This is a genomic window from Streptococcus mitis (assembly GCF_000722755.1).
Classification (GTDB): domain Bacteria; phylum Bacillota; class Bacilli; order Lactobacillales; family Streptococcaceae; genus Streptococcus; species Streptococcus mitis_CM.
In genome coordinates this window covers 648,791-669,333 of sequence record NZ_JPFY01000013.1, presented here as the reverse complement: position 1 = coordinate 669,333, position 20,543 = coordinate 648,791, and the positions used below count along the sequence as shown (strand labels likewise).

Here is a 20,543-nt window from a genome sequence, read left to right as displayed (position 1 = left end):
ATTTTCGCTTTCTAATCCTCTTTTCTCATGAAGTAGAGGAGGGTTTGGAGTTCACTTGTCAAATCGACATACTGAACGACCACGTCTTTTGGTAAATGCAGATGGACTGGTGAAAAACTGAGAATTCCTTTCACGCCAGCATCCACCAAGAGATTAGCGACCTCTTGTGACTTGACGCTGGGAACGGTCAGGATAGCAGTCTTGACATCAGCATCCTTGATTTTATCCTTGATTTGAGAAATTCCGTAAATGGGAATCCCGTCAGGAGTTTGGGTACCGACTTCAGGATGGTCATCTAGGTCAAAGGCCATGATAATCTTCATCTTGTTGCGCTCATGGAAGCGATAGTGGAGAAGGGCATGGCCCATATTTCCAATACCTACTAGCATGACATTGGTAATAGAGTTATCATTGAGCAAATCGGCAAAAAATGTCATCAGTTTTTTGACATCATAGCCAAATCCACGCCGACCTAGTTCACCAAAATAGGAAAAATCACGACGTACGGTCGCGGAATCAATACCGATAGCCTCTGCAATTTGCTTAGAGTTGGCACGTTCAATCTTTTCTGCATGAAATCTCTTAAAAATTCGATAATAGAGAGAGAGTCTTTTCGCTGTTGCTTTTGGAATAGCAGACTGTTTATCTTTCACAAAATCACAACCTTTCTATTCTTCTATTTTATAGAAACATTGTGAAAAAATCAACAAAAACAAGAAAAAACTAAGAAAAATCTTAGTTTTGATGTAAAAATTCTTTTTGTGATAGAAAACGGTAGAGGTTACCGACCAGTCCTTGGTAAACTTCCTGTCCCTCAAAAGTCAAAGAAGTCACATAAAGTGTATCTGGTAGGGTCACACATCCTGACAAAGCCAGCATGAGAGCCTCATAATCTTCATATTTGAGTGTACGCTCTACATGATAGCTGTCCTTATAGGTCAGTTCAAACATTTTGGCTTTATCTTTCTGATTTTGTAAAGACACCACGTTCTACCAAGCTATCCATGAGGAAGTAGAATTTTTCCTGATGAATGTGGTGGTCTTCTGATTTGAAAATATCAACTAGGCGTAGCCCAAACTTGTCAGTGATATTGATTTTAGCACCTGTAAGTTCCTTGTTAATGATGATTTTGAGTTGGAATCCCTCACCGCTGTTCGGAACTTTTTCCAAAAGGCGAGTCAATTCATAGTTACCAACCTTAGTCTCAAAAAAGGTATTGTCCTTAAGGGTGAATTTTTTAACAGAAGGGCTAAGAGTGTAGTCGTAACGACAATTTTTTAACTGAATGGTTTTTTCAAATGCCATATGGCTAACCTCCGATAATTTCTTTTAAGGTTTTTGCGAGGGTATGTAGGTCTTCAACAGTATTTTCTGGCGACAAACTGATACGAACGGATTCCTTCAAGCGTTCTGAATTTGCTCCGTACATAGCTTCAAGAACATGGCTGGATTGGACAATGCCTGCAGTACAGGCTGAGCCAGTAGAGATTGAAATCCCAGCTAAATCTAGCCGAAGGAGTAAGAGGTCATTTTTCTGGCCAGGAAATCCAATATTGAGAACATAAGGGAGATGGTGTTCTCCTCTATTCAGGTAATACTGAAATCCTTCTAGCTCTGCCAGAAAGGCAGTTTCTAGATTTTGTATATGTTGAAAATGTTCTTCTTGTTTTTCTAGGTCTTCTTTTAGGGCTGCAACCATGCCTACGATGGCAGCCAAATTTTCAGTCCCTGCACGTTTTTTCTGTTCTTGATCTCCGCCATGGAGATAGGAATCAAAGTCCATGCTTGATACGTAGAGAAAACCAATTCCCTTAGGACCATGGAATTTATGGGCAGAAGCGGTGAGAAAATCAATGCCCAATTCTTCTGGGTGAATAGGGATTTTTCCAATAGCTTGAACTGCATCGACATGATAGGCGGCTGGGTGTTGCTTGAGTATTTGGCCAATTTCAGCAATTGGCAGTAGGTTTCCTGTCTCGTTATTGGCAAACATGGTAGAAACCAAAATCGTATCGTCACGTAAGGCCTTTTGAATTTGTTGGGCTGTGATTTCTTGATTTTCTGGTTGGATAATGGTTACTTCAAAACCAAAGTGTTGAACCAAGTAATCAATCGTTTCAAGGACAGCATGGTGCTCAATGGCAGTTGTGATGATATGTTTTCCTTGTTCTTGGTGACGAAGGCAGTAGCCAATGATGGCAGTATTGTTGCCTTCTGTCCCACCAGAAGTGAAAAAGATATGTTGAGGTTTTGTCCCCAGTAACTGAGCTAGTTCCTGACGGGCTTCTCGCAAGAGTTTACCAGCTTGACGACCATGACCATGAATACTAGAAGGGTTTCCGTGGGTTTCTTGCATAACCTTGGTCATGGCTGAAATAGCAACTGCTGACATGGGAGTCGTTGCAGCATTGTCCAAATAAATCAAAGAATCACCTTATTTCTTTTTATTGTAGGCAAAGAGTGGGCTGACTGGTTTTCTTTCGTGAATACGGACGATGGCATCACCAATTAACTCACTAGCAGTGATGTAGCATACGTTTTTAGGAGTTTTTTCTTTTGTTGCTACTGAATCAGTCACAAGAATTTCTTTAATATTAGTTTTGTCAAGAAGTTCAGCAGCTCCTTCGACGAAGAGACCGTGGCTAGAAACAGCATAAATTTCTGTAGCTCCTTCACGTTCAACGATTTTGGCAGCTTCAGAGAAGGTACGTCCTGTATTAAGGATATCGTCAATTAAAATAGCTTTCTTACCTTCAACATCACCGATGATATAACCTTCGTTGCGAGTTGCATCGTCTTGTGGGTAGTCGATAATGGCGATAGGAGCATCAAGATATTCAGCCAAGCTACGAGCGCGTTTCACACCTGAATTCTTAGGGCTAACAACAACAACATCTGAACCAAGTAAGCCCTTATCGCAATAATGTTTTGCAAATAGGGGAACTGTGAAAAGGTTATCAACAGGAATGTCAAAGAAGCCTTGAACCTGAACGGCATGCAAATCAAGCGTAAGGATACGATCGACACCAGCCTTAACTAGCATATTGGCAACTAGTTTTGCTGTAAGTGGCTCACGAGGTGAAGCGATGCGGTCTTGACGTGCATAGCCAAAATATGGAAGGACAACGTTGATGCTGTGGGCACTTGCACGTACACAAGCGTCGACCATGATCAATAACTCCATTAGGTGGTTGTTAACTGGGAAACTTGTTGATTGGATGATGTAAACATCATAACCACGGACACTTTCTTCGATATTTACTTGAATTTCTCCGTCTGAAAATTGACGTGATGATAGTTTTCCAAGTGGGACACCAACAGCTTGAGCAATTTTCTGTGCAATTTCTTGGTTAGAGTTGAGTGCGAAAAGTTTCATATTTTTTCTATCTGACATTATAGACCGTCCTCTGTAAACTTTATAAATCCTAGTTATATCTGTCTTGCCTATATGAACTGGGATTTTTGTATTTTATCTTTTCTATTTTACCAAAAAATAGAGATTATTTCAGCTATTTTTCATGCTTTTGACAAATCGAACCAATTTTGAAGGAGCTTTTTGATAATCAATCTGATTTTCCTCTAAAAATTGCTGGAAATCTTGTTTCCCTTGCTCGTGATTCTCAACTTCAAGCTCTAATTCGTAATCTGTAGTATCAAAGTACTGACTTTCATCTAGCGCCATGAGACCAATAGCTGTTTGCATTTCATAGCGAAGCGTTTTTAGACAACCAAGAATCTGCCATTCACTTGTTTTAATACCATGTTTCGCCAATTTATCTAATACTAGCCCTTGAGGAAGTTCTTTCTTGCTCAGATAGTTTTCAGCATCTTTTAGTTGCAATTTTTGGTTGTATTCCATGTTTCCAACACTTTGCGGGACTTTGAGTGTCAATTCTGCCCAGTCTTCAAAGGTTCGAATGCGCATAGCAACTTTCTTTTCTCGCAGTTCAAAATCAGGCGTGTCGATGTAGTAATTTTTTTGAAGAACAGGAGTGACACCTGTGAATTGGTCTTTTAGACGATTATATTCATCTTTTTTCAAGAGTGTTTTCAATTCAATTTCTAAATGTTTCATTTTTCTTACCTTTTCTTTATCGTTGAAAGCGGATTTATGGTATAATAAGCATTGTATTTATTGTATATGAATCTGGAGAAAAAATCAAAGATATTTTTGAAGGATAATATGAGAACAAGGGAGAATATATGACCTTAGAATGGGAAGAATTTCTAGATCCTTACATTCAAGCTGTTGGTGAGTTAAAAATTAAACTTCGTGGTATTCGGAAGCAATATCGTAAGCAAAATAAGCATTCTCCTATTGAGTTTGTGACTGGTCGAGTCAAGCCGATTGAGAGCATAAAGGAAAAAATGGCTCGGCGTGGCATTACTTATGCGACCTTAGAGCACGATTTGCAAGATATTGCTGGTTTGCGTGTGATGGTTCAGTTTGTAGATGACGTTAAGGAAGTAGTGGAGATTTTGCGCAAACGTCAGGATATGAGGATCATACAGGAGCGAGATTACATTACTCATCGAAAAGCATCAGGCTACCGTTCCTATCACGTGGTAGTAGAATATACGGTTGATACCATCAATGGAGCCAAGACCATTTTGGCGGAAATTCAGATTCGTACTTTGGCCATGAATTTCTGGGCAACGATAGAACATTCTCTCAACTACAAGTACCAAGGGGATTTCCCAGAGGAGATTAAGAAGCGGCTGGAAATCACTGCAAAAATTGCCCATCAGTTGGATGAAGAAATGGGTAAAATTCGAGATGATATCCAGGAAGCCCAAGCTCTTTTTGATCCTTTGAGTAGAAAATTAAATGACGGTGTAGGAAACAGTGACGATACAGATGAAGAATACAGGTAAACGAATTGACCTGATAGCTAATAGAAAACCGCAGAGTCAAAGGGTTTTGTATGAATTGCGAGATCGTTTGAAGAGAAATCAGTTTATACTCAATGATACCAATCCGGACATTGTCATTTCCATTGGTGGGGATGGCATGTTATTGTCGGCCTTTCATAAGTATGAAAACCAGCTTGACAAGGTCCGCTTCATTGGTGTTCACACTGGACATTTGGGTTTCTATACGGACTACCGTGATTTTGAGTTGGACAAGCTAGTGACTAATTTGCAGCTAGATACCGGAGCAAGAGTCTCTTACCCTGTTCTGAATGTGAAGGTCTTTCTTGAGAATGGTGAAGTGAAGATTTTCAGAGCACTAAATGAAGCCAGTATCCGCAGGTCTGATCGAACCATGGTGGCGGATGTTGTGATTAACGGTGTCCACTTTGAACGTTTTCGTGGAGATGGGCTAACAGTTTCGACACCGACTGGTAGTACAGCCTATAACAAATCACTTGGCGGAGCTGTTTTACACCCTACCATTGAAGCTCTTCAGTTGACGGAAATTGCCAGCCTTAACAATCGTGTCTATCGAACCCTGGGTTCGTCCATTATTGTTCCAAAGAAGGATAAGATTGAACTTATTCCAACAAGAAACGATTACCATACTATTTCGGTTGACAATAGCGTTTATTCCTTCCGCAATATTGAAAGAATTGAGTATCAAATTGACCATCATAAGATTCACTTTGTGGCATCACCTAGCCATACCAGTTTCTGGAACCGTGTGAAGGATGCTTTCATCGGCGAGGTGGACGAATGAGGTTTGAATTTATCGCAGATGAGCATGTTAAGGTTAAGACCTTTTTAAAAAAGCACGAGGTTTCTAAGGGGCTGCTAGCTAAGATTAAGTTTCGAGGTGGAGCTATTCTGGTAAATGACCAACCGCAAAATGCAACCTATCTATTGGATATTGGAGACCGAGTTACCATTGATATTCCCGCTGAGGAAGGCTTTGAAACTCTCGAAGCTATCGAGAGACCATTAGACATTCTCTATGAGGATGATCATTTTCTAGTCTTGAATAAACCCTATGGAGTGGCTTCTATTCCTAGTATTAATCACTCTAATACCATTGCCAATTTTATCAAGGGTTACTACGTCAAGCAAAATTACGAAAATCAGCAGGTTCACATTGTGACCAGGCTTGATAGAGATACTTCTGGCTTGATGCTCTTTGCCAAGCACGGCTATGCCCACGCACGATTAGACAAGCAGTTGCAGAAGAAGTCTATCGAGAAGCGCTATTTTGCTTTGGTTACAGGCGATGGACACTTGGAGTCAGAGGGGGAAATTATTGCTCCTATTGCGCGTGATGAAGACTCTATTATCACCAGACGGGTGGCTAAAGGTGGAAAGTATGCCCATACTTCTTACAAGATTGTAGCTTCTTATGGAAATATTCACTTGGTCGATATTCGCCTGCACACTGGGCGAACCCACCAAATCCGAGTCCATTTTTCTCATATTGGTTTTCCTTTGTTGGGAGATGACTTGTACGGTGGTAGTCTAGATGATGGAATTCAGCGTCAAGCCTTGCATTGCCATTATCTATCCTTTTATCATCCATTTTTAGAGCAAGACTTGCAGTTAGAAAGTCCCTTGCCGGATGATTTTAGTAACCTTATTACTCAGTTATCAACTAATACTCTATAAAAACTATTTCAGAGTATAATTATTATCTTAAAGGAGAAAACTCATGGAAGTTTTTGAAAGTCTCAAAGCCAACCTGGTTGGTAAAAATGCTCGTATCGTTCTCCCTGAAGGGGAAGAACCTCGTATTCTTCAAGCAACTAAACGCCTGGTAAAAGAAACAGAAGTGATTCCTGTTTTGCTTGGAAATCCTGAAAAAATTAAAATTTATCTTGAAATCGAAGGTATCGAGGACGGTTATGAAGTCATTGACCCTCAACACTACGATAAATTTGATGAAATGGTTGCTGCTTTGGTGGAGCGTCGCAAGGGCAAAATGTCTGAAGAAGATGCACGCAAGGTTTTGGTTGAAGATGTCAACTATTTTGGTGTTATGTTGGTTTACCTGGGCTTGGTTGATGGAATGGTGTCAGGTGCGATTCACTCAACAGCTTCAACAGTTCGCCCAGCCCTTCAAATCATCAAAACTCGTCCAAATGTTACTCGTACTTCAGGTGCCTTCCTCATGGTTCGTGGTACGGAACGTTACCTGTTTGGAGACTGTGCCATCAACATTAATCCAGACGCAGAAGCCTTGGCTGAAATTGCCATCAACTCAGCAATCACAGCCAAGATGTTTGGAATCGAGCCTAAAATTGCTATGCTAAGCTATTCTACTAAAGGTTCAGGATTTGGAGAAAGCGTTGATAAGGTTGTTGAAGCAACTAAAATTGCTCACGACTTGCGTCCTGATCTTGAAATCGATGGGGAATTGCAATTTGATGCAGCCTTCGTTCCAGAAACTGCAGCTCTGAAAGCTCCTGGAAGTACGGTAGCTGGTCAAGCAAATGTCTTCATCTTCCCAGGTATCGAGGCAGGAAATATCGGCTACAAGATGGCTGAACGTCTTGGTGGTTTTGCGGCTGTTGGTCCTGTTTTGCAAGGTTTGAACAAGCCAGTTAACGACCTTTCTCGTGGATGTAATGCTGATGATGTGTACAAGTTGACCCTTATCACAGCAGCCCAAGCAGTTCATCAATAAAATTTAGTCCTCTTTCCTTTGGGAAGAGGCTTTTTATACTCAATGAAAATCAAATAGCAAACTAGGAAACTAACCGCAGGCTGTACTTGAGTACGACAAGGCGACGTTGACGTGGTTTGAATTTGATTTTCGAAGAGTATTAATACTAGGAAAAGGACAGTTAGAATCTTCTGTGTTATACTAGAGATATGTTAGATTTGAAAGAATACGGTATCGTCATGTGGCCGGATGAGAAGATTGTTTCTTTCCGTGAGAAACTTCTTTCCTGGTATGATGAAAACAAAAGAGATTTACCGTGGCGTAGAAGTAAAAATCCTTATCATATCTGGGTCTCTGAAATCATGCTCCAGCAGACCAGGGTGGATACGGTTATTCCCTATTACGAACGATTCTTGGACTGGTTTCCAACAGTGGAAAGTTTGGCGAATGCGCCTGAAGAGCGTTTGTTGAAGGCTTGGGAAGGTTTGGGTTATTATTCTCGAGTTCGTAATATGCAGGCTGCGGCTCAGCAGATTATGGCTGACTTTGGTGGTCAATTTCCAAACACCTATGAAGGAATTTCCAGTTTAAAAGGAATTGGTCCTTACACTGCAGGAGCGATTTCCAGTATTGCTTTTAACTTGCCTGAGCCAGCTGTAGATGGTAATGTTATGCGTGTTTTGGCCCGTCTATTTGAAGTCAACCACGATATTGGGATTCCAAGTAATCGTAAAATTTTTCAGGCAATGATGGAAATCTTGATTGACCCAGAAAGGCCAGGTGACTTTAATCAAGCCTTGATGGACTTAGGATCAGATATTGAGGCGCCTGTAAATCCCAGACCAGAAGAAAGCCCAGTTAAGGACTTTAGTGCGGCATATCAAAATGGTACAATGGACCGTTATCCAATCAAGGCTCCCAAGAAAAAACCAGTTCCCATTTATCTCAAAGTCTTAGTTGTGAAAAATACTAAGGGACAATTTTTACTTGAAAAAAATGAAAGCGAAAAGCTATTGGGAGGCTTTTGGCATTTTCCCTTGATAGAAGTTGATAACTTTTCGCAAGAAGAGCAGTTTGACCTCTTTCATCAGGTTGCAGAAGAAAATGTGAACTTTGGTCCTAGTCCAGAAGAGAGTTTTCAGCAGGACTATGAGTTAGAAGTTGATTGGCTTGATGTTTATTTTGACACTGTCAAGCATGTCTTTAGTCATCGCAAGTGGCATGTTCAAATTGTAGCAGGCCAGGTGACTGACTTTCATAACTTTTCAGATAGGGAAGTTCGCTGGCTTTCACCAGAAGAGTTTAAGAATTACCCACTTGCCAAACCCCAACAAAAAATCTGGCAGGCTTATGCACAAGCCAACTTAGACAATAGCAAAGACTAGCTATTGTGTCTTCTTGTTATTTTTTTGATATAATAGTAGAGAAAAAGGTGAACAAATGAAAAAAATATTAATTGTAGATGATGAAAAACCAATCTCGGATATTATCAAGTTTAATATGACCAAGGAAGGTTACGAGGTTGTAACTGCTTTTAATGGTCGTGAAGCACTAGAACAATTTGAAGCAGAGCAACCGGATATTATTATTCTGGATTTGATGCTTCCCGAAATTGATGGTTTAGAAGTTGCTAAGACCATTCGCAAGACAAGTAGTGTGCCTATTATCATGCTTTCTGCTAAAGACAGTGAATTTGATAAGGTTATCGGTTTAGAGCTTGGAGCGGATGACTATGTAACCAAACCCTTCTCAAATCGTGAGTTGCAGGCGCGTGTTAAAGCTCTTCTCCGTCGCACGGACTTGGCTTCTGTAGATAATCAAGAGTCAGATGAAAAGAAAACCCAACCCTTGCAAATTGGGGATTTGGAGATTGTGCCAGATGCTTATGTGGCTAAGAAATACGGTGAAGAACTAGACTTAACCCACCGTGAATTTGAGCTCTTGTATCACTTGGCTTCTCATATCGGTCAAGTGATTACGCGTGAACACTTGCTTGAAACGGTCTGGGGTTATGATTATTTCGGAGATGTTCGGACTGTTGACGTAACTATCAGGCGTTTGCGTGAGAAGATTGAAGATACACCAAGTCGTCCAGAGTACATCCTAACACGTCGCGGTGTTGGTTATTATATGAGAAATAATGATTGAATTTATTAGAAAAAATATTCTTACTAGTGATTTTATCTTCATTTTAATTTTATTGGGTTTTATCTTGATTGTTACCTTGCTTTTGCTAGAAAATCGGCGAGATAATATTCGGTTGAAGCAAATTAATCAAAAGGTGAAAGACCTGATTGCAGGAGATTATTCTCAGGTATTGGATATGCAGGGAAGCTCTGAAATCACTAATATTACCAATAATCTCAATGATTTATCAGAAGTAATCCGTTTGACTCAAGAAAATCTGGAACAAGAGAGTAAACGATTACATAGTATCCTCTCTTATATGACGGACGGAGTCCTTGCGACCAATCGTCGTGGCAAGATTACCATGATTAATGACATGGCTAAGAAACAGTTAGGTGTTCAGAAAGAAGATGTTCTAAACAAAAGTATCCTAGAATTGCTTGAGATTGAAGATGAGTATGAACTTCGTGATTTGATTACCCAAGTTCCTGAGCTTATGATTGATTCTCAGGATGCCAATGGTGAATATCTGAGCCTTCGTGTACGTTTTGCCTTGGTTCGTCGAGAGTCTGGCTTTATCTCAGGTTTGGTTGCAGTTTTGCATGATACGACGGAGCAGGAGAAGGAAGAACGGGAACGGAGACTCTTTGTTTCCAACGTTAGTCATGAGCTACGAACGCCTCTGACTAGCGTAAAATCCTATCTTGAAGCCTTGGATGAGGGAGCCTTGTCAGAACCTGTCGCACCAGACTTTATCAAGGTATCTCTTGATGAAACTAACCGTATGATGCGAATGGTGACAGATCTTCTCCATCTTTCACGTATTGATAATGCAACCAGTCATCTAGATGTCGAACTGATTAACTTTACTGCCTTTATTACCTTTATTCTTAACCGTTTTGATAAGATGAGGGGATCAGATGAAGAGAAGAAATACGAATTGGTTAGAGATTATCCGATTACGTCTGTCTGGATTGAAATTGATACAGACAAAATGACGCAGGTGATTGATAATATTCTTAATAATGCCATTAAGTATTCACCAGATGGTGGGAAAATCACAGTGACCATGAAGACAACTGATGATCAGATGATTTTGTCTATTTCAGACCAAGGATTGGGTATTCCTAAGCAGGATTTGCCACGTATCTTTGACCGTTTTTATCGTGTGGATCGTGCTAGAAGCCGTGCCCAAGGTGGTACAGGTCTGGGTCTGTCCATTGCTAAAGAAATTATCAAACAACATAAGGGCTTTATTTGGGCCAAGAGTGAATACGGTAAGGGATCAACCTTCACCATTGTGTTACCTTATGATAAGGATGCAGTGAAAGAAGAAGTATGGGAGGACGAAGTAGAAGACTAGAATGAGTGAAACAGGCTTTAAATACAGTATTTTAGCGTCGGGTTCCAGTGGAAATTCCTTTTATCTGGAAACCCCAAAAAAGAAGCTTTTAGTGGATGCAGGCTTGTCTGGTAAGAAAATTACCAGCCTACTTGCTGAAATTAACCGTAAACCCGAGGACCTGGATGCCATCTTGATTACACATGAGCATTCAGACCATATCCACGGAGTGGGAGTTTTGGCTCGCAAGTATGGTATGGATCTTTATGCCAATGAAAAGACCTGGCAGGCTATGGAAAAAAGCAAGTATCTTGGCAAGGTGGATTCTTCGCAAAAGCATATCTTTGAAATGGGCAAAACCAAAACCTTTGGAGATATCGACATTGAGAGTTTTGGTGTTAGCCACGATGCGATTGCACCGCAGTTTTATCGCTTTATGAAGGATGATAAGAGTTTTGTCATGCTGACTGATACAGGTTATGTGAGTGACCGTATGGCAGGAATTGTCGAGAATGCAGATGGCTATCTTATCGAGTCCAACCATGATGTAGAGATTTTACGAGCAGGTTCTTACGCTTGGCGACTCAAACAACGAATCCTATCGGATCTGGGTCACCTTTCTAACGAGGACGGTGCTGAAGCTATGATTCGGACACTTGGGAATCGCACTAAGAAAATCTACCTTGGACATTTATCTAAGGAAAATAATATCAAGGAACTGGCTCACATGACCATGGTCAATCAGCTGGCACAGGCTGATCTAGGTGTAGGAGTAGACTTTAAGGTATATGATACCTCACCAGATACCGCAACACCATTGACAGATATATAAAAAAGAAGGCGAGGGCCTTCTTTTTTATTTATCTAGTAGCGATTTGGTGTGGTATAATGTTTAAAAATGTTATAGGAGAAATGATGTGAAAAGAAAATGGTTATTTAATGATTACTATGACACAACGATTATCATCCTTGCGTTGATATCTGTTGTTCTAGTCTTGCTTGGATTTGCTGAAATGATTGATTTAGACAATCCTCCATACAGTATTATTGACTTACTACTTTGGTTTGTGTTTGTGGTAGATTATGGTTGGCGGTTCTTTTTAAGTAAAGGGAAATGGCGATTCATAATTGAAAATATTTTTGATCTGCTAGCTATCCTTCCTTTAAATGCTATTTTTACAGTATTTCGATTAGGGCGTATCTTCCGCTTAGCAAGACTGACAAAATTATTGAAACTGACTCGTTTACTTAGAATAATTGGACTTACAGGTAAATTAGAAAGAAAAATTAGTAAATTCTTACGGACAAATGGCCTGATTTATATATTTTATGTTAATATCTTTGTTGTTCTAGTAGGAAGTTCAATTTTATCTGTAGTTGAAGAAAAATCTTTTTCAGAAAGTCTTTGGTGGGCTCTTGTGACTGTAACGACAGTTGGTTATGGGGATATTGTTCCGACTTCGATCTTTGGTAAATGGTTAGCTGTTTTATTAATGCTTGTTGGTATTGGAACAATAGGAATGTTAACGAGTGCCTTGACGAACTTTTTTGTAAAAGATAATCCAGATGAACAGATAAAACTTGATAAACTCCAAGATGAATTGTCTAGTCAGAGAATACTACTTGAGAAGCAATCTGAGAAGATAGAAGAACTACATAGAATGATACAAGATTTGCTTGAAAAAACGCAATTTTGACCATTTAAAAACCACTCGATGAGTGGCTTTTTTACAATCCTGCAAATTCTTTGATTTCTTGTGCTGACATTGAAGAGTCGCAACGGACATTGATTTGTCCATCTGCAACGTGAACAAAGCCTGGTACAGTTGGGATTCCATAGCGTGAGCGGAATTCTTGTAACTCATTGAGTTGGCTTGGTTCTTCACTGTTGATGAAGTAGATGTGAGCTTTAGTTTCAGCTACGACACCTGCCAAGGTACCAGCAAATTTACGGCAGTAAGGGCAAGTTTTGCGACCGATAAAGAAGGTTGCAGTTTCTTTTTTATCAAGAGCTTCTTGCGCACGCGCAACTGTAGTGACTTCAAGGTCTTTGATGTTATCTAAAAATTGTTCCATGAGATTACCTCGCTTTCATTGATAAGTCTAGTATGCCATAAAGTTTCTAAAATTGCTTAGATTTGATACGAAAAAAAGATGAGATTGGTTAGTCTCATCTTTTATAGGTCTTTATTTTACAAACGCATTGATTTCTGCTTCGATATTAGCAATCTTAGCTTGTGATTCTTCATTGGTTTCACCTACAACTGCAATGTAGAACTTGATTTTTGGTTCTGTCCCTGAAGGGCGAACGGCAATCCATGAACCGTCAGCAAGTGTGTATTTCAACACATCACTTGGAGGAGTTGTTAAGTTTGTAACGGTACCGTCAGCAGCAGTAGCAGTTTGTGCCTTGAAGTCTTCTACGACAGTGATAGCTGTTGAGTTCCATTCTTTTGGAGCATTGTTACGGAATTTAGCCATAATCACTTTGATTTGTTCAGCACCATCGACACCTGAAAGGGTAACAGAGATAGTTTTTTCTGCGTAGTAGCCGTACTCTTTGTAGATTTCTTCGATACCGTCAGCAAGGGTCAAACCACGTGAACGGTAGTAGGCAGCAAGTTCAGCAACGACAAGAACAGCTTGGATAGCATCTTTATCACGTACGAATGGTTTAATCAAGTAACCGAAGCTTTCTTCAAATCCCATCATGTAAGTATGATTGTGTTTTTCTTCGAATTCTTGGATTTTTTCAGCGATGAATTTGAAACCTGTCAAAACGTTGAACATAGTTGCGCCGTAGCTTTCAGCAATCTTCGTTACCAAGTCAGTTGATACGATAGATTTGCAAAGGGCTGCGTTTTCTGGAAGAGTTCCAGCGTTTTTGTGGGCTTCCAAGATGTATTTAGCCATGATAGCACCGATTTGGTTACCTGAAAGGTTGAGGTAGCTACCATCTTTTTGAAGAACTTCAACACCAACACGGTCAGCATCAGGGTCAGTTGCCACAAGAACATCTGCACCAACTTGACGACCAAGTTCTTCAGCAAGAGCAAAGGCTGCTTGGCTTTCTGGATTTGGAGATTTTACAGTTGAGAAGTCTGGGTCAGCAGTTGCTTGCGCTTCAACGACTTGAACAGAGTCAAATCCTGCTTGGGCAAGAGCACGACGAGCTAACATTTCACCAGTACCATGAAGTGGTGTGTAGACAATCTTCATGTCTTTACCAAATTCTTCAATCAAGGCTGGGTTGATGTTTACGTCTTTGACTTCTTTGAGGTATTCTACGTCAACAGCTTCGCCGATAACTTCAATCAAGCCAGAAGCTTTTTCAGTTTCCACATCAGCAACTTCAACTGCAAATGGGTTTTCGATTGCACGGATATAAGTAGTCAAAGCGTCCGCGTCGTGTGGAGGCATTTGTCCACCGTCTTCACCGTAAACTTTGTAACCGTTAAATGGAGCAGGGTTGTGGCTGGCTGTGACCATGATACCTGCGAAACAGTTGAGGTGACGAACTGCAAATGAGAGTTCCGGAGTTGGACGAAGGCTTTCAAATACGTAAGATTTGATGCCGTGTTTAGCAAGAACTGCCGCAGATTCAAAGGCAAACTCAGGTGAGAAGTGACGGCTATCGTAGGCAATTGCCACACCACGTTCTTTTTCATTTCCACCTTTTGACTCAATCAAACGAGCCAATCCTTCAGTAGCTTGGCGAACAACGTAGATGTTGATGCGGTTTGTACCAGCACCAATCAGGCCACGCATACCTGCAGTACCAAATTCAAGGTTTGTATAGAAGGCATCTTCCTTCGTTTTTTCATCCATATTTTCCAAATCTTGACGAAGGTAGTCAGGAAGCTCCGCAAAATCAACCCATTTCTGGTAATTTTCTTGGTAAGACATTGAAATTCTCCTTTTTGTAAATTGTTTTAACCGTTCACATTATAGCACTTTTTAGCGTTTTAGTAAAACGTTAGCATGAGAGTCACTACTTTAATAAATCATTTTCCTTACGATATCTATCAGATTTAGTTTTCTGGTTTTCTATTGTATAAGCACTGGAAATAGATTTTAAAAAAACATTTAGTGATTAGTTAGGCATTTATAATTTGTTCCACCAATTTTAGAAAGAATTCTATAATTTTTAGATTTTTTTAAACATTCGGTTTTCTGTTTTGAATATTATTATACCTATGGTATAATATCAGTAATAATAAAAGGAGACATTCTATTATGAAAAAAATTCTTAAGCATTCTGCTTTATTGTTATCAGCTTTAGCACTTGTTGCTTGTGGAACTTCGAAAAAAGCCAGCGACAACGGTACTGCATCGAATTCTAACTTTGAAATATCTGTTAAAGATGGAATGTTTGTATTGCCTAAGGATGAAAATTCATCTTCAAACTATCTTGCACTTCAAGTAGAAATCAAAAACAATCGTGACAAACAGTTCAGTTTCACTAGCCGCGATATCACTCTTTACAATGAAAAAGATGAAAAAGTAGAACCAATTCAAATGTATGATAGTGACAGTAAAACTAAATTCATGGATTATGGGGATAGTATTTCTAAAGGAAAAAGTGTAGCTGGCTATGTTGTCTATGAAGTTGATAAAAATGCTAAATATGAGCTTCATTTTGCACCTAGCTTCTATGAAGATATCAAAGAAAAATCTAATAAGAATAATGACGTAGCTATCAAAGTTGACCCAAGTAAGTACGAAGATCATATTGATGAAGCTAAAGAAGTAATGAAAAAGTATGTTGATGCGGTCTACCTTGATGGGGAAAGCTCAGGTGGTGGGAAAAAACTAAGCACTACTGACAATAAGGCTAAAGTTGTTCCCCTTGCAGATGATAAAAAATCATCTGATGGTGGAGCTGAATTCACTAATGATGTTAAGGCTGATAGGGAAGAATTCATTAAGAAATTTACAGAATCATTCGGAAAAAGTTTTTATAACTACAAACCTTCAGATTCAGAACTCCGCACCTTTGCTGAAGGATATATCAAAGCTAATGCTAAACGAGCAAAGGTAGAATACAAAGTAAAAACTTATTTGCCTGACTATGCAGTTATCTATGTAAGACCAGAAACAATTGACTTGGATAACTTAAATGTTTATGAACTAAGCCGTAAATTCTACGAAGAAAATAAAGGAAAATATGGTAACTATTCAGAAGCTATGAAAGCTGGTGAGAAGTATATTCTAGAAAATGCTCCAAGCCAATTTGAGTCTACTCCTCTAGATACTAGTGATAGTATGAGAAAAGAGGGGTATGAAATTAAAATGAGTAAAAAAGATGGGAAATGGACCATTGACACTTCTTCTAAGAACTATGATTTAAACGATATGGCTCGCACATTCCGTGGAGGGGTTGGTTATTAATATTAAAAGTTCGAGTTTTAAACTTGAACTTTTTTATTGCATTTGTATAAAATAGAAAAAGATAGTAAAATAGGTTTATGATTATTTTACAAGCTAATAAAATTGAACGTTCTTTTGCAGGAGAGGTTCTTTTTGATAATATCAACCTGCAGGTTGATGAACGAGACAGAATTGCCCTTGTTGGGAAAAATGGAGCAGGTAAGTCTACTCTTTTGAAGATTTTGGTTGGAGAAGAGGAGCCAACTAGTGGAGAAATCAATAAGAAAAAAGATATTTCTCTGTCTTACCTAGCCCAAGATAGCCGTTTTGAGTCTGAAAATACCATCTACGATGAGATGCTTCATGTCTTTGATGACTTGCGTCGTACGGAGAAACAACTTCGTCAGATGGAGCTAGAGATGGGAGAAAAGTCTGGTGAGGATTTGGATAAACTGATGTCAGATTACGACCGCTTATCTGAGAGTTTTCGCCAAGCAGGTGGCTTTACCTATGAAGCTGATATTCGAGCGATTTTAAATGGATTCAAGTTTGACGAGTCTATGTGGCAGATGAAAATTGCCGAGCTTTCAGGTGGTCAAAATACTCGTCTGGCTCTTGCTAAAATGCTTCTTGAAAAGCCCAATCTCTTGGTATTGGACGAGCCAACCAACCACTTGGATATTGAAACCATAGCCTGGCTAGAGAATTACTTGGTAAACTATAGTGGTGCCCTCATTATTGTCAGCCACGACCGTTACTTCTTGGACAAGGTTGCGACGATTACGCTGGATTTGACCAAGCATTCCTTGGATCGCTATGTGGGCAATTACTCTCGTTTTGTCGAGTTGAAAGAGCAAAAACTAGCTACTGAGGCAAAAAATTATGAAAAGCAACAGAAGGAAATTGCTGCTCTAGAAGACTTTGTCAACCGCAATCTAGTCCGAGCTTCAACGACTAAACGTGCCCAATCCCGTCGTAAACAACTAGAAAAAATGGAACGTTTGGACAAGCCTGAAGCTGGCAAGAAAGCAGCCAATATGATCTTCCAGTCGGAAAAAAGCTCTGGTAATGTTGTCTTGACTGTTGAAAATGCGGCTATTGGCTATGACGGGGAAGTACTGTCAGAGCCTATCAACCTAGACCTTCGTAAAATGAATGCTGTTGCTATTGTTGGACCAAACGGCATTGGAAAGTCAACCTTTATCAAATCTATTGTAGAGCAGATTCCTTTTATCAAGGGTGAAAAGCGCTTTGGTGCCAATGTTGAGGTCGGTTACTATGACCAAACCCAAAGCAAGTTGACACCAAGTAATACTGTACTGGATGAACTCTGGAATGATTTTAAGCTGACGCCAGAAGTTGAAATTCGTAATCGTCTTGGTTCCTTCCTTTTCTCAGGAGATGATGTTAAAAAATCAGTCGGCATGTTGTCTGGGGGCGAGAAAGCTCGTTTGCTTTTGGCTAAATTGTCTATGGAAAACAACAACTTCTTGATTCTGGATGAGCCGACCAACCACTTGGATATTGATAGCAAGGAAGTGTTGGAAAATGCCCTGATTGACTTTGATGGAACTCTTCTATTCGTCAGCCATGACCGTTACTTTATCAATCGTGTGGCAACTCATGTTTTGGAATTGTCTGAGAATGGCTCGACTCTCTACCTTGGAGACTACGACTACTATGTTGAGAAGAAAGCAGAAGTAGAAATGACTCAGGCTTTGGAAGCTTCAACTAGCAATCAAGTAAAAGAAGCAAGTCCAGTCAATGACTACCAAGCCCAGAAAGAAAGTCAAAAAGAGGTTCGCAAACTCATGCGACAAATTGAAAATCTAGAAGCTGAAATAGAAGAGTTAGAAAGTCAAAGCCAAGCCATTTCTGAACAAATGTTGGAAACAAACGATGCAGGTAAACTCATGGAATTGCAGGCTGAGCTGGACAAAATCAGCCACCGTCAGGAAGAAGCCATGCTTGAATGGGAAGAATTATCAGAGCAGGTGTAAAGATGGAACATCTTGGAAAAGTATTTCGTGAATTTCGAACAAGTAGAAATTATTCTTTAAAGGAGGCGGCAGGGGAGTCCTGTTCAACCTCCCAGTTATCTCGATTTGAGCTTGGGGAGTCTGATATAGCAGTTTCACGTTTCTTTGAGATTTTGGATAACATTCATGTCACAATCGAAAATTTCATGGATAAGGCTAGGGATTTCCATTATCATGAACATGTTGCCATGATGGGACAAATTGTGCCCCTTTACTATTCAAATGATATTGCAGGTTTTCAAAAGCTTCAAAGAGAACAACTTGAAAAGGCTAAGAGTTCGACGAATCCCCTTTATTTTGAGCTGAACTGGATTTTGCTACAAGGTCTGATTTGTCAAAGAGATTCGAGTTATCATATGGAGCAGGATGATTTAGATAAGGTAGCAGATTATCTCTTTAAGACAGAAGAATGGACAATGTATGAGTTGATTCTTTTCGGGAACCTCTATAGTTTCTACGATGTGGACTATGTCACTCGGATTGGTAGAGAAGTTATGGAGAGGGAGGGATTTTATCAAGAAATTGGTCGCCATAGAAAACTGGTCTTGATTTTAGCCCTTAATTGTTACCAGCATTGTTTAGAGCATCTTTCTTTCGAAAATGCAAGCTATTTTGAGACTTATACAGAGAAGATTATTGGTAAAGGGATCAAACTGTATGAGCGTAATATTTTCCATTATCTAAAAGGCTTTTCCTTGTACCAAAAAGGACAGTGTAAAGAAGGCTGTAAGCAGATGAAAGAGGCCATGCGTATTTTTGACCTACTAGGTCTTCCAGAGCAAGTAGCCTACTATCAGGGACACTACGAGAAATTTGTCAAAGATTAATTTTCCCGAATATGGGAAAAATGAGAAACTCCTCCAAATTTTGATACAATAGTTTCAAAATTTGAGAGGAGTTTTTATGAATCGATACGCAGTACAGTTGATTAGTCGAGGAGCTATAAACAAGATAGGAAATATGCTCTATGATTATGGAAACAGTGTTTGGTTGGCATCAATGGGAACGATAGGACAGACAGTTCTAGGGATTTATCAGATTTCTGAACTCGTCACATCCATTCTAGTCAATCCCTTTGGTGGAGTTATATCAGACCGTTTTTCTCGTCGTAGGATTTTAATGTCGACAGACCTTGTTTGTGGGATTCTTTGTCTGTCTATTTCTTTTATAAGGAATGACAGCTGGATGATTGGGGCTTTGATTTTTGCCAACATTGTTCAGGCGATTGCCTTTGCATTTTCTCGTACAGCCAATAAAGCAATTATAACTGAGGTTGTTGAGAAAGATGAGATTGTGATCTATAACTCTCGCTTAGAGCTGGTTTTGCAGGTTGTAGGTGTTAGCTCTCCTGTTCTTTCCTTCCTTGTTTTACAATTTGCAAGTCTCCATATGACGCTACTGCTAGACTCGCTGACTTTTTTCATTGCTTTTGTTCTAGTGGCTTTCCTTCCAAAAGAGGAAGCAAAAGTTCAAGAGAAAAAGGCTTTTACTGGGAAAGATATTTTTGTAGATATCAAGGATGGGTTACACTATATCTGGCATCAGCAAGAAATTTTCTTCCTTTTGCTGGTAGCTTCTAGAGTTAATTTCTTTTTTGCAGCTTTTGAATTTCTACTTCCCTTTTCGAATCAGCTTTACGGGTCAGAAGGAGCCTATGCAAGTATTTTAACTATGGGGGCTATTGGTTCCATCATTGGGGCTCTTCTAGCTAGTAAAATTAAAGCTAATGTTTATAATCTTTTGATTTTACTAGTTTTGACAGGTGTCTGAGTTTTTATGATGGGATTACCACTGCCAACTTTTCTTTCCTTTTCTGGAAATTTAGTTTGTGAATTGTTTATGACGATTTTTAATATTCACTTTTTTACTCAAGTACAAACCAAGGTTGAGAGCGAATTTCTTGGGAGAGTACTGAGTACAATTTTTACCTTAGCTATTCTATTTATGCCTATTGCAAAAGGATTTATGACAGTCTTGCCAAGTGTACATCTCTCTTCTTTCCTGATAATTGGAAGTGGTGTTATCATCTTGTCTTGTATATCGTTTATTTATGTTCGAACTCATTTTGAAAAATTGATATAAGGCTGCTTGAGTTTT

The 20,543-nt window shown here is 39.5% G+C and carries 20 protein-coding genes and 1 pseudogene; 13 read left to right on the top strand and 8 right to left on the bottom strand.

The window, feature by feature from the left end:
- Window positions 1–11: 11 nt before the first annotated feature.
- The 6 genes from SK578_RS06480 to SK578_RS06455 all read right to left on the bottom strand — a co-directional run bounded on the left by SK578_RS06480 (window position 12) and on the right by SK578_RS06455 (window position 4,076).
- Window positions 12–653 carry a redox-sensing transcriptional repressor Rex gene (locus SK578_RS06480; RefSeq protein WP_000653417.1) on the bottom strand — a complete coding sequence of 214 codons (642 nt, stop codon included), beginning with the start codon at window positions 651–653 and terminating at the stop codon, window positions 12–14.
- 82 nt (window positions 654–735) lie between these two features.
- Window positions 736–951, bottom strand: a complete 216-nt coding sequence (locus tag SK578_RS06475) for a DUF4649 family protein (RefSeq protein WP_042751239.1) — start codon at window positions 949–951, stop codon at window positions 736–738.
- A 7-nt stretch (window positions 952–958) separates the two neighbouring features.
- The gene (locus SK578_RS06470) at window positions 959–1,306 is read right to left on the bottom strand and encodes a DUF1831 domain-containing protein (RefSeq protein ID WP_000863540.1); all 348 of its coding nucleotides are present in this window, start codon (window positions 1,304–1,306) and stop codon (window positions 959–961) included.
- Between the two features lie 4 nt (window positions 1,307–1,310).
- On the bottom strand, window positions 1,311–2,426 hold the full coding sequence (locus SK578_RS06465; protein ID WP_042751238.1) for a cysteine desulfurase family protein: 1,116 nt from the start codon (window positions 2,424–2,426) through the stop codon (window positions 1,311–1,313).
- Window positions 2,427–2,435: 9 nt separating this feature from the next.
- Entirely contained in the window at window positions 2,436–3,395 is a 960-nt protein-coding gene (locus tag SK578_RS06460) for a ribose-phosphate diphosphokinase (RefSeq protein WP_004260180.1), read from the bottom strand.
- A gap of 111 nt (window positions 3,396–3,506) precedes the next feature.
- Window positions 3,507–4,076, bottom strand: coding sequence for a CYTH domain-containing protein (locus SK578_RS06455; RefSeq protein WP_042751236.1), 570 nt, complete (start codon window positions 4,074–4,076; stop codon window positions 3,507–3,509).
- Between the two features lie 128 nt (window positions 4,077–4,204).
- On the opposite strand from SK578_RS06455, the gene yjbM reads away from it, so the two are divergent.
- The 9 genes from yjbM to SK578_RS06410 all read left to right on the top strand — a co-directional run bounded on the left by yjbM (window position 4,205) and on the right by SK578_RS06410 (window position 12,734).
- Window positions 4,205–4,876, top strand: coding sequence for a GTP diphosphokinase (gene yjbM, locus SK578_RS06450; protein WP_000171682.1), 672 nt, complete (start codon window positions 4,205–4,207; stop codon window positions 4,874–4,876).
- Entirely contained in the window at window positions 4,860–5,678 is an 819-nt protein-coding gene (locus tag SK578_RS06445) for an NAD kinase (protein ID WP_000799056.1), read from the top strand. The genes yjbM and SK578_RS06445 overlap by 17 nt, the downstream gene beginning before the upstream one ends.
- Window positions 5,675–6,571, top strand: coding sequence for an RluA family pseudouridine synthase (locus SK578_RS06440; protein ID WP_042751235.1), 897 nt, complete (start codon window positions 5,675–5,677; stop codon window positions 6,569–6,571). Before SK578_RS06445 ends, SK578_RS06440 begins: the two co-directional genes overlap by 4 nt.
- A gap of 43 nt (window positions 6,572–6,614) precedes the next feature.
- Window positions 6,615–7,589, top strand: a complete 975-nt coding sequence (pta, locus tag SK578_RS06435) for a phosphate acetyltransferase (RefSeq protein ID WP_042751234.1) — start codon at window positions 6,615–6,617, stop codon at window positions 7,587–7,589.
- 188 nt (window positions 7,590–7,777) lie between these two features.
- Window positions 7,778–8,953 carry an A/G-specific adenine glycosylase gene (gene mutY / locus SK578_RS06430; protein WP_042751233.1) on the top strand — a complete coding sequence of 392 codons (1,176 nt, stop codon included), beginning with the start codon at window positions 7,778–7,780 and terminating at the stop codon, window positions 8,951–8,953.
- A gap of 55 nt (window positions 8,954–9,008) precedes the next feature.
- A complete protein-coding gene (gene yycF, locus SK578_RS06425; protein ID WP_033681745.1) occupies window positions 9,009–9,716 on the top strand; it encodes a response regulator YycF in 708 nt (235 codons plus the stop codon).
- Window positions 9,709–11,058, top strand: a complete 1,350-nt coding sequence (gene vicK, locus SK578_RS06420; RefSeq protein ID WP_042751232.1) for a cell wall metabolism sensor histidine kinase VicK — start codon at window positions 9,709–9,711, stop codon at window positions 11,056–11,058. Before yycF ends, vicK begins: the two co-directional genes overlap by 8 nt.
- A gap of 1 nt (window position 11,059) precedes the next feature.
- Entirely contained in the window at window positions 11,060–11,869 is an 810-nt protein-coding gene (locus SK578_RS06415; protein WP_042751231.1) for an MBL fold metallo-hydrolase, read from the top strand.
- Window positions 11,870–11,954: 85 nt separating this feature from the next.
- Window positions 11,955–12,734: a potassium channel family protein gene (locus tag SK578_RS06410; protein ID WP_042751230.1), complete on the top strand. Its 780-nt coding sequence runs from the start codon at window positions 11,955–11,957 to the stop codon at window positions 12,732–12,734.
- Window positions 12,735–12,765: 31 nt separating this feature from the next.
- Here the strand turns inward: SK578_RS06410 and SK578_RS06405 are convergent, their stop codons facing one another.
- Window positions 12,766–13,113, bottom strand: coding sequence for a DUF6568 family protein (locus SK578_RS06405; RefSeq protein ID WP_042751229.1), 348 nt, complete (start codon window positions 13,111–13,113; stop codon window positions 12,766–12,768).
- A 111-nt stretch (window positions 13,114–13,224) separates the two neighbouring features.
- Window positions 13,225–14,943: a phospho-sugar mutase gene (locus SK578_RS06400; RefSeq protein ID WP_042751228.1), complete on the bottom strand. Its 1,719-nt coding sequence runs from the start codon at window positions 14,941–14,943 to the stop codon at window positions 13,225–13,227.
- Window positions 14,944–15,273: 330 nt separating this feature from the next.
- Between SK578_RS06400 and SK578_RS06395 the strand changes: the two genes are divergently transcribed.
- From SK578_RS06395 to SK578_RS06380, 4 genes and pseudogenes are all read left to right on the top strand, one after another.
- On the top strand, window positions 15,274–16,428 hold the full coding sequence (locus SK578_RS06395) for a DUF4352 domain-containing protein (RefSeq protein ID WP_042751227.1): 1,155 nt from the start codon (window positions 15,274–15,276) through the stop codon (window positions 16,426–16,428).
- Between the two features lie 77 nt (window positions 16,429–16,505).
- Complete coding sequence (locus SK578_RS06390) at window positions 16,506–18,407, top strand: ABC transporter ATP-binding protein (RefSeq protein WP_042751226.1); 1,902 nt, start codon at window positions 16,506–16,508, stop codon at window positions 18,405–18,407.
- A 2-nt stretch (window positions 18,408–18,409) separates the two neighbouring features.
- On the top strand, window positions 18,410–19,273 hold the full coding sequence (locus tag SK578_RS06385) for an XRE/MutR family transcriptional regulator (RefSeq protein WP_042751523.1): 864 nt from the start codon (window positions 18,410–18,412) through the stop codon (window positions 19,271–19,273).
- A 76-nt stretch (window positions 19,274–19,349) separates the two neighbouring features.
- Window positions 19,350–20,528 (top strand): annotated as a pseudogene (locus tag SK578_RS06380) (MFS transporter).
- The last annotated feature ends 15 nt before the right edge of the window (window positions 20,529–20,543 follow it).

Coding starts and splice junctions, on each gene's coding strand:
- SK578_RS06475 (WP_042751239.1), bottom strand. CDS start 951: ATGTTTGAACTGACCTATAAGGACAGCTATCATGTAGAGCGTACACTC.
- SK578_RS06440 (WP_042751235.1), top strand. CDS start 5,675: ATGAGGTTTGAATTTATCGCAGATGAGCATGTTAAGGTTAAGACCTTT.
- yycF (WP_033681745.1), top strand. CDS start 9,009: ATGAAAAAAATATTAATTGTAGATGATGAAAAACCAATCTCGGATATT.
- SK578_RS06470 (WP_000863540.1), bottom strand. CDS start 1,306: ATGGCATTTGAAAAAACCATTCAGTTAAAAAATTGTCGTTACGACTAC.
- mutY (WP_042751233.1), top strand. CDS start 7,778: ATGTTAGATTTGAAAGAATACGGTATCGTCATGTGGCCGGATGAGAAG.
- SK578_RS06385 (WP_042751523.1), top strand. CDS start 18,410: ATGGAACATCTTGGAAAAGTATTTCGTGAATTTCGAACAAGTAGAAAT.
- SK578_RS06415 (WP_042751231.1), top strand. CDS start 11,060: ATGAGTGAAACAGGCTTTAAATACAGTATTTTAGCGTCGGGTTCCAGT.
- SK578_RS06455 (WP_042751236.1), bottom strand. CDS start 4,076: ATGAAACATTTAGAAATTGAATTGAAAACACTCTTGAAAAAAGATGAA.
- SK578_RS06405 (WP_042751229.1), bottom strand. CDS start 13,113: ATGGAACAATTTTTAGATAACATCAAAGACCTTGAAGTCACTACAGTT.
- SK578_RS06445 (WP_000799056.1), top strand. CDS start 4,860: ATGAAGAATACAGGTAAACGAATTGACCTGATAGCTAATAGAAAACCG.
- SK578_RS06390 (WP_042751226.1), top strand. CDS start 16,506: ATGATTATTTTACAAGCTAATAAAATTGAACGTTCTTTTGCAGGAGAG.
- yjbM (WP_000171682.1), top strand. CDS start 4,205: ATGACCTTAGAATGGGAAGAATTTCTAGATCCTTACATTCAAGCTGTT.
- SK578_RS06395 (WP_042751227.1), top strand. CDS start 15,274: ATGAAAAAAATTCTTAAGCATTCTGCTTTATTGTTATCAGCTTTAGCA.
- SK578_RS06400 (WP_042751228.1), bottom strand. CDS start 14,943: ATGTCTTACCAAGAAAATTACCAGAAATGGGTTGATTTTGCGGAGCTT.
- SK578_RS06460 (WP_004260180.1), bottom strand. CDS start 3,395: ATGTCAGATAGAAAAAATATGAAACTTTTCGCACTCAACTCTAACCAA.
- vicK (WP_042751232.1), top strand. CDS start 9,709: ATGATTGAATTTATTAGAAAAAATATTCTTACTAGTGATTTTATCTTC.
- pta (WP_042751234.1), top strand. CDS start 6,615: ATGGAAGTTTTTGAAAGTCTCAAAGCCAACCTGGTTGGTAAAAATGCT.